The sequence below is a fragment of the Rhizobium sp. YTU87027 genome, from assembly GCF_050644135.1.
In the GTDB taxonomy this organism is placed as follows: domain Bacteria; phylum Pseudomonadota; class Alphaproteobacteria; order Rhizobiales; family Rhizobiaceae; genus Rhizobium.
Genome location: NZ_CP098440.1, coordinates 2,973,123 through 2,989,435 on the forward strand (window position 1 = coordinate 2,973,123; position 16,313 = coordinate 2,989,435).

Sequence of the window (16,313 nt, forward strand, 5' to 3'; positions counted from 1 at the left end):
GCGAGGAACGGAACATGAGCGAAGCGGCAAAAAGCACGATCGACCAAGGAGAGGTGGACCGCTTCTCGGCGATGGCGGCGGAATGGTGGAGCCCTACCGGCAAGTTCAAGCCGCTGCACAAGTTCAATCCCGTACGGCTCGCGTACATCCGCGATAAAGCCGCGGAAAACTTCGGACGCGACATCCGCAGCGCGAAGCCGCTGGACGGTCTTCGCGTTCTCGATATCGGCTGTGGCGGCGGCCTGCTGTCGGAGCCGGTTGCGCGCATGGGTGCCAGCGTCGTCGGTGCGGACCCGTCGGAGAAGAACATCGGCATTGCCTCGACGCATGCCAAGGCGTCTGGCGTGCCTGTCGATTACCGCGCGGTAACGGCCGAACAACTTGCGGAAGCCGGCGAGACCTTCGACATCGTTCTCAACATGGAAGTCGTGGAACACGTCGCCGACGTCGATTTCTTCCTGGCCACCTGCGCCCAGATGGTTCGGCCGGGCGGCCTGATGTTTGTCGCGACCATCAATCGGACGATGAAGGCCGCCGCGCTCGCCATCTTTGCTGCGGAAAATATCCTGCGGTGGCTGCCGCGCGGCACGCACCAGTATGAGAAACTTGTCCGCCCGGAAGAGATTGAAAAGCCTGTCACGGCAAACGGCCTCTCGATCATCGATCGCACCGGGGTCTTCTTCAATCCGCTGTCAAATCAGTGGAATTTGTCGAAGGACATGGACGTGAACTACATGATGCTGGCGAAACGCGCCAGCCAATAGCCGTTGGGGCTCAGACGCCCGCTCGGCGCGCCTGCCGTGAGCCGCAGCACTCCTTGAAAGGCTTGCCGGAGCCACAAGGACACAAGTCGCGACTGCGCCGTTGCAGGCGACCGATCAAAGGCACCTTCACCGCCGATGGCAGAGCGGATGCCAAGAAGGCCACTAGCTTCGCCGAAAAGCCTGGCACCATCAGGCGGCGACCGGACTTGAACCCGCGCCAGGCGCGCTCTGCCACATAGTCGGAGCTGAGCTTCGGGAGGATCTTGAACAAGGTAGCCCGGCCCGCGCCTGACCGCTCCAGGAACTCCGTCGCAACGGGTCCGGGCGCGACACAGGTTACCGTCACGCCGGTCGCTTTGACCTCTTGATGCAAAGCCTCCGAAAAGGAGCGGACGAAGGCCTTGCTGGCATAGTATAGCGCCATGTTCGGACCCGGTGTGAAGCCGGCAATGGAACCGAGATTGAGCACGCCGCCGTGCCCACGGGCGACCATTTCCGGCAGGAATTGCAGCGTCATGTCGGTCAGCGCGCGAATGTTGAGGTCGACCATCCCAAGCTGGTCGGCAGTCGGCAGCGTCGTCGCCGGACCGCGCAAACCATAACCAGCACTGTTGACCAAAACGTCGCAGACCAAGCCGTGGGACGTGAGGAAGTCCTTCAGTCGTGTCGAGGCGTCGGCCGCAAGAAGATCGAGCGAAAAGGTGAACGCCTGGCCACCCGCCGCTTTCACATCATCTGCTGCAGCAGCCAGTCCATCCGACGACCGTGCAACGAGGACGACAATCGCACCTTCGCGCGCAGCGACATTGGCGATAGCTCGGCCAATGCCGCGGGACGCACCGACGACGACGACGGCGGGGCGCAACGTTTCACGCTGTTGGTCTGTCATGATACCTTTCCCGACGCCACTTCGCCCGGGGTTGCGCCAGTTGACGCCATGCCCCGAACTTCGTCCGTGACCGCTCCGTTCAGGATATTTTCGAAGCGAATCAGGGCGCGGGCGACATTGGCACCGTCCATGACGCGATGGTCATAGTGGATGCGGACGGTGACCGTTCCGTCTTCGGAGATCGAGCCATAGTTGAAAATCGTGGTCAGCGGCGTCATCGGATTGAGCGATTCTGCGCCAAGCCCCGAATAGACCGAGAGTTGGAATGTGCCGAAGCGGCGTCCGCGTTGCCGCCCTAGATTGAGCCCCAGCCACATCAGCAGCCAACGGATCGGGCCAGGCGCACGCGCAAATTTCAGCGCCTTGCGGAACTGCTTGATTTCGTGAATCGGCTTTGACCGGGCAGCAAGAAACAGTTGCTCGATCTCGGCTATCGACCGATGCTCCGGGTCTTCGATCGTGCTCAGCAGAACGATCCGCTCGCCCTCGTACTCGCGCTCGTGGGCCACGGAGGCGATACTGACCGGATATTCGTAGAGCTGGGGCCGGGGCAGCTTGACATAAGCGCGCCGCAGGTCCGGCACATCCTGGCTGAGCAGCGCATAGCCCTTCAGAAACAACACTGTCCAGGATGTCTTGCTCTGCTGCGCCGTCCGCGCCTGTTGCAATGGCCCGAGGTTCATCTGTCGCTGCACCGTCACGCGCGGCACACCGATCGAGAACCGCATCAGGTCCCCAACCAGCCGTCGTGATGGTGATAGTTTGATGGCACGTCCCCGCATCAGGCGTCCTCTAGTAGATGTAGGGGATAATTCGCTTCGTCCGGTCCATGTAGGCGCGATACTCAGGGCCGAAAATCTCCAGCATCATGCGCTCTTCCTTGTCGACCCGCAAAAAGAAGAGGACTGCGAAGCCAATCACGCCCGCTAGGCCAACCACCCAATTCGCCAGCAGAAACGCCTGGCCGAGCGCCATCAGCAGGAACGACGTATACATGGGGTGGCGGACGAGTGCATAGGGACCATGAGAAATCAGCTCGTGCTTCTCGCGAATCTGCAGCGTGATCGACCAGTTTCGGCCGAGCGCCTTGTGAGTCCTGCGGAAGACCCACATAGCCGAGCAAAACAATACCGCGCCGAGGATCACCGCCCATAGATGCGCCGTATAGTCGGCAGCTTCAGGCTTCCCCGTGGCGACATAAAAGCCGGGAACGAACGCGAGTCCTATGAGCGCGGCCGAAAGACCAAGCACTTCTACTCCCGAGCGACGGTCGCTCACAACCCTCGTTCGCCTCGCGCGACGTTCCGAAGGATAGCGAATTGCGTACCAAGCAATGATGCCAAGCACCCATATGATTTTGCCAATGAGAGCGACGCTCAATTCAGATCACCGGAGCCCTTCATGTGGAAGCGATGACCCGACGGGCTCGCTCCGCACTCACGTATTCATCTCTCGAAGCTTTGTAATGAACTCTTGCGGACGAAGCCAGATGCTGGGCGTCTTGTATCCCATGGAACTGGCGATCTCGCCGACGAAATTGTTGCAATTATCCACGGTGGCCTGCCACAACTTCGATTTTGCCTGCAGTTCCCGAATGAAGGCGACGGTCTTGTTATACTCGGCTTCAGTCAGCAAAATCCTCCAGCTTGCCGAACGATAGGCTTCCTCAAGATCGCCATCCGTTGCGCCGGTCGTTGCCGGTACGGGAATGAAGTGCCCAAGGACGTAAGGCGCGGCATCGGGAGAAGCAGGCGCAAGACCGGCGACCTGCGGATTGATCATCCCGCCGGCCTTGTTTAGGCGCCCGAAGACCGCATAGGTATGGCCATAGGTCAGGGCGTAGCGCGAACGGAATTCGATGAAGTATTGGCCGTCGCGCTGTACGGCTTTGCCGACTTGCGCACCATTTGCGTCCGAGGTGAACCTCGGTTGCGGTGGCTTGTCGTCCGATTGGCAGGATGTGAGCGCGAGAGCGATGAGAAACAGGAGGGATAGGTGGCCTTTTGCAAGCGTCATAACTACGCTTCATCTCCGAGATCGAATGAGCACAGACCACCAAGCAAAAGTGCCAGCCTAAGGTTGTGCATTTGCCCGAAGGCAGCCCGGCTCCGACAACGATTCGGGGGAGGGGCTACGAAGTCCCTCCCCCTTGCTCAAAGGTCAGGTGTTACTTAGTGATTGGTGCGGCCTCTGCCACCGGCGGCGGGGCTTTGCCCTTGCCTTTACCAACTGCTCCGCAAGCCGTCAGGCTCGAAACGGAAAACAACGCAACAAGGCACATGATTAGGATTCTGCTCATCAAACTAGTCCTCTCCGTTAGCATGGAATAGGTTATCGAAGGCAACGATTCTACTAATAGCGGTAAATTAGCTGCAAGCCAAGTGCAGAAAGGGCACAGTGCCACCTCGCGTCGCGCAGGCGACGCGCAATGCTAACAGACGGTGGCAATATCGATACAAAATGTAAGTATCATATGACCAAAACGCTGGTCCCCACGGGCGCGCGGCCGTAGAGGTGAACGATGTCTTCATTTGTCATGCGGATGCAACCATTCGACACCGCCTGTCCGATCAGCCACGGTTCATTTGTCCCGTGGATACGGAAGTAGGTATCCTGCCCGCCACGGTAGAGATAGAGCGCCGCAGCACCGAGAGGATTGTTTTCCCCTCCGGGAACCCCCCCAGCATACTGCGCCAACCGCGGCTTGCGTTCGATCATGCTCGCAGTCGGCGTCCATGATGGCCACTCGGCCTTCCGCCCGACAACGGCATTGCCCTTCAGGGTGAGACCTTCTTCCCCGACCGCAACACCATAGCGCGTGGCACGGCCTTCGGCCTCGACATAGTAAAGATAACGCTCGTAGGTGTTGACAATGATGCTACCCGGCTGTTCGCTGCCCGAATACGCAACCTCCCGTCGCCGATTGCGGTAGCTGGTGGCACCTGTCGAAGCAAAGGGATTCCCTATCGGCCAACTCGCTGTGGTGCATCCAGAGGTCATCAAAGCCACACAGCCCAAGATTAGGCCACGGCGCGTAATATGGTCGTTGTCCATCGTTACCTGCTGATTATGGTGAGCCCTATTGCCTTCCTTTAGCATCCCATTGTTTTCAGGCCAAGCCATCGTCGGATCGCTCCGGCGCTCTTCTGTGCAGAAACCTCCCTATCGTTGTATAAGTCCTTCATAATGTCCCCCAATGAGAAGGCACCTCTTGCGGTAACATGTGCCGCAAAGCTAGGTTGGAACGGTTCGCGCCGTAACGTCGGCGCCTACACGGAGGATTTCAAGGAGGTTGCAACTGTTCGCGTTTGAATTGATCTGGCTGCAGGGGAGCGGTAGCAAGAAACAATGAATCTTGGTTTCGAAGGAAAAGTGGCGATTGTCACGGGCGCAGGCTCGGGGATTGGCGCGGCCATCTCCCGGCAATTGGCTGAGGAGGGTGCGCAGGTTGTTGTCGCGGACATCAATGCCGAAGCAGCAGAGCGCGTTGCTGCGGAGATTCGCGAAAAAGGGGGAAAATCTCGCCATTTTGTCGTCGATGTTACCGATGCGGCGGCGGTTGAAAAGCTGGTTGCAGCAACCGCCGATGCGTGCGGCGGCCTGCATCTTGCGGTCAACAATGCGGGCGTCGATGGTGTGCGCAGGGCGACGGGAGACTACCCGCTCGACAACTGGCACAAGCTGATGGACGTCAACCTCAACAGCGTTTTCTACTGCATGAAATACGAAATCGGGGCCATGCTGGCTGGTGGCGGCGGGGCGATCGTCAACGTGTCGTCCGTGCTCGGTGCCGTCGCATTGCCGATAGCATGCGCCTATACGGCGGCCAAGCACGGTGTCGTGGGACTGACAAAGGCGGCCGCGATAGAGTATGCGCGTCTGGGCATCCGCATCAACGCGGTCGGCCCCGGCTGGATTGAAACACCGCTTTCGTCAGAACATCGCGATATCGCGAGCAGCCGCCGCATGGAGGCACTGCAGCCGATGGGCAGGCGCGGCACACCGGAGGAAGTGGCAGCACTCACCTGTTTCCTATTGTCGGAGCAGGCAAGCTTCATCACCGGCAGCTACCATCTCGTAGACGGAGCTTACAGCGCGCACTAATTCACATCGTCGGGCAGAACAGGCAGGGCGGCAATCTCGATGCCCTCGTCAAGAAGCGCTTGCGCTTCATCCATAGTGGTCTGCCCGATGATCCCGCGCGCGTCGCTCTCTCCATAGTGGATCTTGCGCGCTTCCTCGGGAAACCGCGTTCCGACGTCCTCGGAATTGGCTTTGATCGTCGCGACGGCCTCTTTCAGCTTCTGGAACGCGTCCCGACGCATCGTATCCATCGCGAGCGTCTGCATCTCGTCCTTCTTGCGCGCCGTCGAGACGGAGGGCGCCATCAGGAGCTTGGAGATGGATGTGGAATTGCAGACGGGACAGGTCAGAAAGCCCGATGCGACCTGGCGATCGAAATCGGCACTTTCGGAAAACCAGCCTTCGAATTCATGAGCATTTTCACAGCGCAGGGAATAACGGATCAAGCGGCCACGCCTCCTGCGACTTCCCCTGCAACCCTCTCGATGGAAAAATCACGGTCGTTTTTCAGGTTCGGAATCTTGTCGTGGGCGGCCTTGACGGCAGCGGTGTCGATGTCGGCGAGAATGACAGCTTCGCCTTGCGGACCGGCCGAAGCCAGCACCTTGCCCCACGGATCGATGATCATCGAATGACCAAAAGTCTCGCGCCCGTCCTCGTGACGACCGGCCTGAGCAGCGGCAACCACAAAAACGCCGTTCTCGATTGCGCGTGCCCGCAGCAGGATTTCCCAATGCGCTTCGCCCGTCTGCTTCGTGAAGGCAGCAGGTACGGTCATTACTTCGGCCCCGGCAACGGCCTGGGCGCGGAAAAGCGCGGGGAAGCGAACATCATAGCAAATCGCAAAGCCCATTTCGGCGAAGGGAAGCGACAACACGCGCGCCTCGGAGCCCGGGCGGTAGGCCGCGCTCTCGCGCCAGCTCTCGCCGTTGTCGAGATCGACGTCGAACATGTGGATCTTGTCGTAACGATTGAGGATCTTGCCGTCGGGGCCGAAGAGATAGCCGCGGTTGGCGAGCTTACCGTCATCGAGCGCGATGGCGGTGGAGCCCACGTGCGTGAAGATGCCCAGATCCCGGGCCAACTCCGAACCGGTTCGGACGATGACATCGTTGGTTTCGTCGCGCAGCAACGCCTTGGCAGCCGCCCGGTCGCGCTGCAGCATGCCTGTCATCTCAGGCGTCTGCACATACGTCGCGCCCCGGCCTGCAGCCTCGCGGACGAGGCGCGCCATCGCCGCCGCGTTCCTCTCGGGATCGACGCCGGAACACATCTGGATGGCGGCCGCCGTAAACGTCATCGTTCTTCCTTATGCCGCAAGCAGAGGATCAAGCCCGCCGGCACGATCCAGCGCATAGAGATCATCACACCCGCCAACATGCTGCTCGCCAATGAAAATCTGCGGAAAGGTCGTGCGACCGTTGGACTTGCCGATCATCTCCTGGCGAAGCTCCGGCGCAGAGGTTGCATCGTGCTCGACGAAATCGACGCCCTTTTCGGACAGCAGCGATTTGGCGCGCGCGCAATAACCGCAGGCTTGGCGCGTATAGATGGTGACGGGTGCCATGAGGACTCCAGACAATACAGGTTATCTTTTCGTCATATAGTTTCTGAAAGTGCCCTTGCAAAGGTCAAAACCGTGATGTCCGGCTCCTGCCTTGCGCAGTACCTTCGCTGCCGCAGCGACCGTGGCACCAGTCGTATAGACATCGTCGACGAGGATTAGCCGCTTACCGAAGACATCGTTGTCCCGCGACTTGGCGATGGCAAAGACACCGCGAACATTTTCCTCGCGCGCCTTTGCGCCGAGGCCGACTTGCGGGCGGGTGCGCTTGATGCGCGTCAGCGTTGCCGGCAGAAGCGCCTTGCCGGATTGCTGCGCGAGATGACGCGCCAGTTCGGCCGCCTGGTTGAACTTGCGCGAAAACAGGCGGCTTCGATGCAGCGGCACCGGCAGGATGGCGTCGCAGCGTTCGACCATCCCGTCACTCGCCCTTAGCATCCACCGAGCCATCATCGGCGCGAGATCTGTTCGGTCGCGGTATTTCAGGCCGTGCACCAGCTGCCGCACCGGTTCGTCATGAAAAGCCGCAGACCGCAACCGGTCGAACGGCGGCGGATTGGCGATCGCCTCGGCGCTGAGGATGCCAGACCCAAGATCATGCGAGAACGGTATACCTAGCACTTCGCAATACGGCTGTTCGATGAAACGCAGCGGACCAGCACGCCGGACAAAGACCGCTGTGACGGCCGGTGGCGATGCCGCAAACCACGCATCCCGGCGGATAGACGAGGTCCGCCAGTAACCCGAGGGGACGCGCCGGAAGCGCCCTTTTCAACTGCATGGAAGATCGTAATCTCCTAAGGCCCATTGGCTCTCAACCCTGTCGCGAAAGACTAGCGCGTTTCGCCTCCGAGGAAAATCGCCTTGCCGCGCCTGCCCTGCAGGATTATTCACTGCGCCATGGACATGATCTTCGACCAGGCCCGCATTGCGGCAAACCGCCATCGCGCGCTTCGCAACCACGACCCCAAGGCGGCGTTCCTCCTTGATATCGCCGCCGAGGAACTGGGTGAGCGCCTTGCCGTAGTCGAACGCACATTCGAACAGGCAGTCGAGCTGCATGGTGCCACGGGCGCTGCAGCCCGCGCAGCGGTGGCGACCGGCAAGATCCGGCAACTGACGCGCGTCGAGAGCGAGCAGACCTATGCAAAGGCGGACGAGCCCTTTGTCGAGGCCGCGTTGGAAGAGGTTCCACTGGAGCCGCAGTCGGCAAACCTGGTGCTGGCGCCACTGAGCCTCCACCTGACCAACGATACGCCCGGCGTTTTCATCCAGATCCGTCGCGCGCTGAAGCCGGATGGGCTCTTTCTTGCCGCGATCCCTGGGGCCGGCACGCTGCAGGAACTGCGCGAAGTGCTGCTGGCGACGGAAATCGAGATGACCGGAGGCGCGAGCCCGCGGGTGATCCCCTTTGCTGACGTCCGCGACGTCGGCGGCCTGATGCAGCGCGCCGGCTTCGCCCTGCCGGTGATCGACGCCGAGACCTATACCGTGCGCTACGACTCGATCTTTCCGCTGATGAAGGATCTGCGGGCAATGGGCATGAGCAATCCGCTGATCGCGCGCAGCCACAAGCCTTTGACGCGCGCCTTCTTTCTACGCGCGGCCGAAATCTACGCCGAACGTTATGCTGATCCGGACGGCCGGATCAGAGCAACCTTCTCGATTATCTATGTCTCGGGGTGGGCGCCGCACGAAAGCCAACAAAAGCCGCTTCGCCCTGGCTCGGCGAAGGTCAGGCTCGCCGACGCGCTAAGGGTCGAGGAGCACAAGCTGAAACAGTAGAAATCGGCTTAGTTGGGGAACTGATCCGCGATATAGCTCAAGACGCTGTTGATATTGCCGCCAATCGCCTGTGCCCCACCGATGAGAGCGACGGATATGAGGGCCGCAATCAGGCCGTATTCGATCGCGGTTGCGCCGCGGATGTCTGCCAGAAATGCTCTTACCACTCGCATATCCACCTCGGCGCTAAAGCGGCAGTCGTCCATCACGTTGCAGCTGCCGCCACAGCAACGCCAGTCTCAGCAGCCAGCTCCGTTTCCGTAACCCTGGACCACGCAGACGGAACCCGGGGTGTCCTGAAGAACGCTCTGGCGAATCGTGTAGCGCTTGCCGTTCTCGCTCTTCGGTATCGAGCCCGTTGTAATCGTATCCAATTCGGACGGCGCGCTGGCAAAGACGCTCGACTTGGATTTGTCGGCAAGCATCGGCGTCAAGATCAGAGTCAGGGCAACAACAGCGGTGCCAAACAGCAGTGCGATGTTGAGCGCACCCGTTCTGCTCGAGGCAGTCGAGGCCTGTTCTTTTTCTCTCACAGCTTTCCAGAAATCGTCGTCCATGCGTCAAGCCTTTTACACACACGCCAGTTGCTTGATTGAGGCCGATATTTGGCAGAAGGTGTTAAACGATCGATTAATATCCACACCCAAATCGGACGCTTGCGGGATAATGATCAGAAATTTCTAAAGTAGATCCTGCAATATCGGAATAAGCGGCTCGTCAGCCGGTGGCATCGGGTAGTCGCGCAGGGCCTGTGGCCTCACCCATTTCAATGCCTGCCCTTCCTTCCCGTGCGGAATTCCTTCATAGCGCCGGCAGATATAAAGCGGCATCAGTAGGTGGAATTTCTCATAGGTATGGCTCGCGAAACTCAAGGGCGCCAGGCAGGCGACCTTCGTCGTGATCCCAAGCTCCTCATGAAGCTCGCGCACCAGCGATTCTTCCGGCGTCTCGCCTTGCTCCACCTTGCCGCCGGGAAACTCCCAAAGTCCGGCAAGCGATTTTCCCTCAGGACGTTGCGCCAGCAGAATGCGCCCGTCGGAATCGATCAACGCGCAAGCGGCGACGAGAAGGATGCTTCGGGTTCCGTCGCTCATCGCGATAGCTCCTGCCGCCAATAGGAATAGCGGTAGGCCTCATGGAAGCCGAGCCTCTCGTAAAGCGCCAATGCCGGAGCGTTCGTCGCCTTGACCTGCAACCAGGCGGAACGGGCGCTGCGCATCCTCGCCCAGCGCAGAGCCGAGGTCAGGATTTCCAAGCCAAGTCCCTCGCGACGGCGCTCCTTGGCGACGGAAAGCGACATAATGCCGGCGAGGTCATTGTCTTGAACGCAAAGAACGGTCGCCACCGGCCCCGTCTGCGCATCCTCGATCATGAAGAGGCCCGATGGCGGCTTGATCGCATTTATGATCTCGGCCAGCGCGGGCTTCAGCTTGGACGACACGCCATCGGTTGTCAGATTGGCATCCACAAAGCGGCCGATATCGTGCGTCGGCAGGTGATCGAGCGTATCCGGCAGCTCCGCATGTGCAAGATCGCAGGTCATCACGACCGTCTCGTCGAAAGGCACCCACTGCTGCTCCCGTACGAGATCGATTAGCACCGGCGAAGCGAGCGGCGTCTGACGAAGAACAGCCGCACGACCATAGGCTTCGAACTTGCGGCTTGCCTTCGCGAGCCGGATCTCGACATCGCGGTGATCGGACGGATCGAGCGGCACGATTGAATTCAGCCGATTGGACGGATGCCCAGCCGTCAGCCGTATCTGCCAGCTGCCGTCATACTGCACGGACGAGGCCGGCCAGGCTCGAAAGCCAACGGCCTCCAGCCTGCGCACGAGCGGCAGATTTGCCTTCTTGGGTAATGCTTCAGTCAATGGAAGATCAGCTCCGGTAGTCACCGTTGATGGCGACATACTCCTTTGTGAGGTCGCACGTCCAGACCGTGGCGACGCCGTTTCCGAGACCGATGTCCACCTTCACAGGAATATCCTGCTGTCTCATCACGTTGGTCGCGGCTTCCTCGGAATAGCCGGCGTCGCGCTCGCCATTGACGGCGACCCGTACGTCGCCGAACCAGATCGCCAACCGATCGCGATCGGCCATTTCGCCCGACTTGCCGACGGCCATGACGATGCGGCCCCAGTTGGCGTCCTCGCCGGCGGCCGCCGTCTTGACGAGCGGCGAATTGGCAATCGACAACGCGATCTTCTTGGCCGCGGCATCGCTCTCGGCGCCGGTCACAGTGATCTCGAGCATCTTGGTCGCGCCCTCGCCATCGCGAACAACCTGCAGCGCAAGATCCTTGAGGAGATCGTTGAGGGCAGCGCGGAACGAGCCGAGGCGCAGGTCGTCCGCCTTCTCGACACGGACCTGACCGTCTTCGGCGGTCGCACCCGTTGCAAACAGCATCAGCGTGTCCGACGTCGAAGTATCGCTATCGACCGTCATAGAATTGAACGTCGGGTCGACACCGGCCGACAGGAGTGACTGCAGGGCAGCGGGAGCGATATCAGCATCGGTGACGACGAAAGAGAGCATGGTCGCCATATCGGGCGCAATCATGCCGGCGCCCTTGGCGATCCCGTTGATCGTCACCTTCACGCCGCCGATTTCGGCAGTGCGGGTCGCGACCTTCGGATAGGTATCGGTGGTCATGATCGCCTTGGCCGCCTCGAACCAGAAGTCGCCGGTCGCGTCCTTGTGCATCTGATCGAGAACGCCAGAAAACTTGGTGGCATCCAGCGGTTCGCCGATAACACCGGTGGACGCGAGATAAATTTCGTTCTCGCCGCAGCCAACGGCAGCCGCCGCCGACTTCGCGGTCAGGGCCGTCGCCTCGCGGCCTTTCAGGCCGGTGAAGGCATTCGCATTTCCGGAGTTGACGACGACGGCACGTGCTGCGCCATGCGGCAGGTTTGCGCGGCAGAAATCGACCGGCGCCGAGGGGCACTTCGAGCGGGTAAAGACACCCGCCACAGCCGCCGGCTTGTCAAACACCATCATCAGTACATCGGTGCGGTTCTTGTACTTGATGCCGGCTGATGCAGTCGCCATGCGTACGCCACGCAAATCGGGCATCGTGGCATAGGATTTCGGAGCGAGCGGAGAAACGGAACCGGACATGGCGATCGACCTGATGGCTGAATGGATTTCCAGGCGAAGTGTAGCCAGCTCGCTCAGCGGAAATACGACAACGAATAGTGAAGGGCCCGGGAAGAACCGGGCCCTACCTTTAGATTTTATTGCTGCGGCTGCGGCGCGGGCTCATCGCCCGGCTGCGGCTGCTTGTTGGCATCTTCGTAGCCCTTGCGCAGCGCCTCGTCGGTGATGTCAACCTTGGACTTTTCCTTGGCGGCAGCAAGAAGCGCGAGATACTTGTCGCGCATGACGAGCTGGCGAACCTGGTCCTTGACCTGATCGAAGGCCGGCGGAGCGGCATCGCGCTTATCCTCGACGAGGATCACGTGATAGCCGAAGTCGGTCTTGACCGGTGTCTTGGTGTAGGTGCCCTTTTCAAGCGCGAAGGCGGCCTCTTCGAATTCCTTGACCATGCGGCCCTTGGTGAAATAGCCAAGATCACCGCCGTCGGCCTTGTTCGGATCGGTGGACTTTTCCTTGGCGAGATCCGCGAAGTTCTTACCGGCGTCGAGCTGCTTGATGACTTCCTTGGCCTCGTCCTCGGTCTTCACGAGGATGTGGCGGGCGTGCACTTCTTCCTGCTTCGGCAGAGCAGCGACTTCCTTGTCGTAGCGCGCCTTGACTTCCTCATCGGTAACCGTGTCGACAACGTGCTTCTTGAAATAGGCGTTGTGCAGTTCGCGATCGGCGAGATACTGCATGCGCTTCTTGAATTCGGTGGTCTGGTCGAGCTTTTCGGCAATCGCATCCTGCGCCAGCAGCTTGACGTCGATGGCGGCGGACAGAGCGGCGATCTTCTTCTGGTCCTCCGGCAGCTGCGCAAGCTGCGGGTCGAGATTGGCGACGGCCAGATCGAGATCGGACTGATGAATCTCGACATCGCCGACCTTGGCAATGACGGCATCCGGCTTGTCTTCCGCACGGACAGGCGCCTGGAACGCAACGAAAGTTGCGAACGCCATCACAGCGATTTTGTTGTAGTTCAACATCAAATAACCCTTCACAGTTAAACCCACCGGCTTCAACGTCGTGAATCCAGCCTGAAACAGCCATCAACACCGGAATGTGGCCTTTCTATATCAGCCAAATCCGTTGACATCATTCGACCCCCCTCTTATCTGTCACGCAACCTCGCGTCCAGAACAGTTTCCTGGCGTTTCGAGACGTGTGCCTGAAATTCGGCCGGGCAGCGGATAAGAAAAGCCGGGGAATATTATTGAGAAAGGACCAGTCATATGGTCAGCTTTGGCGGTCTAGCCCGCAAAATATTTGGCTCTGCCAATGATCGCCGCGTGCGGTCTTTCCAGCCGAACGTCGCAGCCATCAACGCCATCGAAGAGAAAACGAAGGCCCTGAGCGACGAACAGCTGGCTGCCCAGACCGTCGAATTCCGCAAGATGCTGGCAGACGGCAAGACGCTGGACGATATTCTCGTGCCCGCTTTCGCCGTTGTGCGCGAGGCGTCGCGCCGCGTCCTTGGCCTGCGACCTTTTGACGTACAGCTGATCGGCGGCATGATCCTTCATAGCGGCGACATCGCGGAGATGAAGACCGGTGAGGGCAAGACGCTCGTCGCCACGCTGCCGGTCTATCTGAACGCACTCGCCGGCAAGGGCGTGCATGTCGTCACCGTAAACGACTATCTCGCCCGCCGCGACGCCGCCACGATGGGCAAGATCTACGGCTTCCTTGGCCTGACCACGGGCGTCATCGTTCACGGCCTGTCGGACGAAGAGCGCGCTGCCGCCTATAATTGCGACATCACCTACGCAACCAACAACGAACTCGGCTTCGATTATCTGCGCGATAATATGAAGTACGAGAAGAGCCAGATGGTCCAGCGCGGTCACAACTTCGCGATCGTCGACGAAGTGGACTCGATCCTCGTCGATGAAGCGCGCACGCCGCTGATCATCTCCGGTCCGCTCGACGACCGCTCCGATCTCTACAACACGATCGACGCCTTCATTCCGCTTCTCTCGGAAGGTGACTACGAGATCGACGAAAAGCAGCGCTCGGCCAATTTCTCGGAAGAAGGCACCGAAAAGCTGGAGAACCTGCTGCGTCAGGCCGGCTTGCTGAAGGGCGCTTCGCTTTACGACATCGAGAACGTGGCGATCGTCCATCATGTCAACAACGCGCTCAAGGCCCACAAGCTGTTCCAGCGCGACAAGGACTACATCGTCCGCAACGACGAGATCGTCATCATCGACGAGTTCACCGGTCGCATGATGCCGGGCCGCCGCTATTCGGAAGGTCAGCACCAGGCGCTGGAAGCGAAGGAAAAGGTGCAGATCCAGCCGGAAAACCAGACGCTGGCCCAGATCACCTTCCAGAACTACTTCCGCATGTACGACAAGCTCGCCGGCATGACCGGTACGGCGCAGACGGAAGCGGAAGAATTCGGCAACATCTATGGCCTCGACGTCGTCGAAGTGCCGACCAACCTGCCGATCCAGCGTACGGACGAGGACGACGAGGTCTACCGGACGTTCGAGGAGAAGTACAAGGCGATCATCGCCGAGATCGCGGACGCGCAGAAGCGCGGCCAGCCGGTTCTTGTCGGCACGACCTCGATCGAAAAGTCCGAATATCTGGCCGATCTGATGCGCAAGCAGGGCTTCAAGGACTTCCAGGTTCTGAACGCCCGCTACCACGAGCAGGAAGCCTATATCGTCGCGCAGGCCGGCGTGCCGGGTGCGGTAACAATCGCCACCAACATGGCAGGCCGCGGCACCGACATTCAGCTCGGCGGCAACCCTGAAATGCGTGTCGAGCGCGAGCTTGGCGAAGTAGAGCATGGTCCGGAACGCGACGCAAAGGCCGAAGCGATCCGCGAAGAGATCAAGCAGCTCAAGGAAAAGGCACTCGCAGCCGGTGGCCTCTACGTCATCGCGACCGAGCGCCACGAAAGCCGCCGCATCGACAACCAGTTGCGCGGCCGTTCCGGTCGTCAGGGCGACCCGGGCCGCTCGAAGTTCTACCTGTCGCTTCAGGACGATCTGATGCGCATCTTCGGCTCCGACCGCATGGACAGCATGCTGCAGAAGCTCGGTCTCAAGGAAGGCGAAGCGATCGTCCATCCCTGGATCAACAAGGCTCTCGAGCGCGCGCAGAAGAAGGTCGAAGCCCGCAACTTCGATATCCGCAAGAACCTCCTGAAGTACGACGACGTTCTGAACGATCAGCGCAAGGTGATCTTCGAACAGCGCCTCGAGCTGATGGAATCGCCGAACATCTCCGAAACCGTTTCCGATATGCGCCGTGAGGTCATCGAAGACCTCGTCGATAAGCATATTCCGGAACGCGCCTATGCCGAGCAGTGGGACGCGGCAGGCCTGAAAGAACGGACCGCCGCCCTGCTCAATCTCGATATGCCGATCGAAGACTGGGTGAAGGAAGAAGGCATTGGCGAGGACAACATTCGCGAACGCCTGACGGAAGCGTCGAATGCGGCCTTCACCGAGAAGACCGAGCGCTTCGGTCCCGATATCATGCACTACGTCGAACGCTCGGTCGTCATGCAGACGCTCGACCACCTGTGGCGTGAACATATCGTCAACCTCGACCACCTGCGCTCCGTCATTGGCTTCCGCGGCTACGCACAGCGCGATCCGCTGCAGGAATACAAGTCGGAAGCGTTCGAGCTCTTCACCTCGCTCCTCAACAACCTACGCGAAGCAGTCACCGCACAGCTGATGCGCGTCGAACTCGTGCAGCAGGCGCCGGCTGAGCCGGAACCGCCATTCATGCAGGCGCACCATCTCGATCCGAATACAGGTGAGGACGATTTCGCGCCCGCCTACTTGGCTTCGGAAGTTGTTGTCGCCCCGGAAAACCGCAATCCGGCTGACCCGTCGACCTGGGGCCATGTCGGCCGCAACGAGGCCTGCCCCTGCGGCTCCGGCAAGAAGTTCAAACACTGCCACGGCGCCTTCGCGCAGGCTTGAGCCTAGCCACAGCCAACGCTTTGAAAATGCCGCCTCCGGGCGGCATTTTCTTTTGTGGGAACCGCGCTTCGCCTCAAGCGCCGGCGCGCTACTACAACCGTTTCTTAACGCTGTTCTGCCAAGACTTCGGCTAGGATTTGC

General features: G+C 60.1%; 19 protein-coding genes and 1 pseudogene. 4 read left to right on the plus strand and 16 right to left on the minus strand.

Going from position 1 to position 16,313, the window contains the following annotated elements:
• The first annotated feature begins 14 nt into the window (after positions 1-14).
• Positions 15-764 (plus strand): bifunctional 2-polyprenyl-6-hydroxyphenol methylase/3-demethylubiquinol 3-O-methyltransferase UbiG, encoded by a 750-nt coding sequence (gene ubiG, locus NBG89_RS14705; protein ID WP_431320563.1) that lies wholly within the window; start codon positions 15-17, stop codon positions 762-764.
• A 10-nt stretch (positions 765-774) separates the two neighbouring features.
• Here the strand turns inward: ubiG and NBG89_RS14710 are convergent, their stop codons facing one another.
• The 6 genes from NBG89_RS14710 to NBG89_RS14735 all read right to left on the minus strand — a co-directional run bounded on the left by NBG89_RS14710 (position 775) and on the right by NBG89_RS14735 (position 4,707).
• Positions 775-1,653, minus strand: a complete 879-nt coding sequence (locus NBG89_RS14710; protein ID WP_431320564.1) for an SDR family NAD(P)-dependent oxidoreductase — start codon at positions 1,651-1,653, stop codon at positions 775-777.
• Positions 1,650-2,435 (minus strand): hypothetical protein, encoded by a 786-nt coding sequence (locus tag NBG89_RS14715; RefSeq protein WP_431320565.1) that lies wholly within the window; start codon positions 2,433-2,435, stop codon positions 1,650-1,652. Before NBG89_RS14715 ends, NBG89_RS14710 begins: the two co-directional genes overlap by 4 nt.
• A 10-nt stretch (positions 2,436-2,445) precedes the next feature.
• The gene (locus NBG89_RS14720; RefSeq protein WP_088693695.1) at positions 2,446-3,033 is read right to left on the minus strand and encodes a protein-S-isoprenylcysteine O-methyltransferase; all 588 of its coding nucleotides are present in this window, start codon (positions 3,031-3,033) and stop codon (positions 2,446-2,448) included.
• A gap of 57 nt (positions 3,034-3,090) precedes the next feature.
• A complete protein-coding gene (locus NBG89_RS14725; protein WP_431320566.1) occupies positions 3,091-3,669 on the minus strand; it encodes a hypothetical protein in 579 nt (192 codons plus the stop codon).
• 151 nt (positions 3,670-3,820) lie between these two features.
• Positions 3,821-3,952, minus strand: coding sequence for an ABC transporter (locus NBG89_RS14730; protein WP_088693697.1), 132 nt, complete (start codon positions 3,950-3,952; stop codon positions 3,821-3,823).
• A 170-nt stretch (positions 3,953-4,122) separates the two neighbouring features.
• The gene (locus tag NBG89_RS14735; protein WP_088693698.1) at positions 4,123-4,707 is read right to left on the minus strand and encodes a L,D-transpeptidase; all 585 of its coding nucleotides are present in this window, start codon (positions 4,705-4,707) and stop codon (positions 4,123-4,125) included.
• A gap of 294 nt (positions 4,708-5,001) precedes the next feature.
• Here NBG89_RS14735 and NBG89_RS14740 point away from each other — a divergent pair, with 294 nt between their 5' ends.
• The gene (locus tag NBG89_RS14740; RefSeq protein WP_431320567.1) at positions 5,002-5,757 is read left to right on the plus strand and encodes an SDR family NAD(P)-dependent oxidoreductase; all 756 of its coding nucleotides are present in this window, start codon (positions 5,002-5,004) and stop codon (positions 5,755-5,757) included.
• On the opposite strand, the gene NBG89_RS14745 is transcribed toward NBG89_RS14740, so the two are convergent.
• The 4 genes and pseudogenes from NBG89_RS14745 to NBG89_RS14760 form a co-directional block, all read right to left on the minus strand.
• A complete protein-coding gene (locus NBG89_RS14745) occupies positions 5,754-6,182 on the minus strand; it encodes a DUF1178 family protein (RefSeq protein ID WP_431320568.1) in 429 nt (142 codons plus the stop codon). The two genes, NBG89_RS14740 and NBG89_RS14745, sit on opposite strands and share 4 nt — an antisense overlap.
• Positions 6,179-7,036: a carbon-nitrogen hydrolase family protein gene (locus tag NBG89_RS14750; RefSeq protein WP_431320569.1), complete on the minus strand. Its 858-nt coding sequence runs from the start codon at positions 7,034-7,036 to the stop codon at positions 6,179-6,181. The genes NBG89_RS14745 and NBG89_RS14750 overlap by 4 nt, the downstream gene beginning before the upstream one ends.
• 9 nt (positions 7,037-7,045) lie before the next feature.
• Positions 7,046-7,303: a glutaredoxin 3 gene (grxC, locus tag NBG89_RS14755; protein WP_088693702.1), complete on the minus strand. Its 258-nt coding sequence runs from the start codon at positions 7,301-7,303 to the stop codon at positions 7,046-7,048.
• A gap of 32 nt (positions 7,304-7,335) precedes the next feature.
• Positions 7,336-8,108 (minus strand): annotated as a pseudogene (locus NBG89_RS14760) (ComF family protein).
• A 92-nt stretch (positions 8,109-8,200) separates the two neighbouring features.
• Here NBG89_RS14760 and NBG89_RS14765 point away from each other — a divergent pair.
• Positions 8,201-9,085, plus strand: coding sequence for a methyltransferase domain-containing protein (locus tag NBG89_RS14765; protein WP_431320570.1), 885 nt, complete (start codon positions 8,201-8,203; stop codon positions 9,083-9,085).
• A gap of 8 nt (positions 9,086-9,093) precedes the next feature.
• Here NBG89_RS14765 and NBG89_RS14770 read toward each other — a convergent pair whose 3' ends face one another.
• The 6 genes from NBG89_RS14770 to NBG89_RS14795 form a co-directional block, all read right to left on the minus strand.
• A complete protein-coding gene (locus tag NBG89_RS14770) occupies positions 9,094-9,258 on the minus strand; it encodes a Flp family type IVb pilin (RefSeq protein WP_088693710.1) in 165 nt (54 codons plus the stop codon).
• Between the two features lie 66 nt (positions 9,259-9,324).
• A complete protein-coding gene (locus NBG89_RS14775; protein ID WP_088693704.1) occupies positions 9,325-9,642 on the minus strand; it encodes a hypothetical protein in 318 nt (105 codons plus the stop codon).
• 123 nt (positions 9,643-9,765) lie between these two features.
• Entirely contained in the window at positions 9,766-10,179 is a 414-nt protein-coding gene (gene mutT, locus NBG89_RS14780) for an 8-oxo-dGTP diphosphatase MutT (protein WP_088693705.1), read from the minus strand.
• Complete coding sequence (locus NBG89_RS14785; protein WP_431320571.1) at positions 10,176-10,997, minus strand: GNAT family N-acetyltransferase; 822 nt, start codon at positions 10,995-10,997, stop codon at positions 10,176-10,178. Before NBG89_RS14785 ends, mutT begins: the two co-directional genes overlap by 4 nt.
• Positions 10,966-12,207: a bifunctional glutamate N-acetyltransferase/amino-acid acetyltransferase ArgJ gene (argJ, locus tag NBG89_RS14790; RefSeq protein ID WP_431320572.1), complete on the minus strand. Its 1,242-nt coding sequence runs from the start codon at positions 12,205-12,207 to the stop codon at positions 10,966-10,968. Before argJ ends, NBG89_RS14785 begins: the two co-directional genes overlap by 32 nt.
• Positions 12,208-12,323: 116 nt before the next feature.
• Positions 12,324-13,211, minus strand: coding sequence for a peptidylprolyl isomerase (locus NBG89_RS14795; protein WP_431320573.1), 888 nt, complete (start codon positions 13,209-13,211; stop codon positions 12,324-12,326).
• Positions 13,212-13,457: 246 nt separating this feature from the next.
• Here NBG89_RS14795 and secA point away from each other — a divergent pair, with 246 nt between their 5' ends.
• Positions 13,458-16,172 (plus strand): preprotein translocase subunit SecA, encoded by a 2,715-nt coding sequence (secA, locus tag NBG89_RS14800; RefSeq protein ID WP_431320574.1) that lies wholly within the window; start codon positions 13,458-13,460, stop codon positions 16,170-16,172.
• Positions 16,173-16,313: the final 141 nt, after the last annotated feature.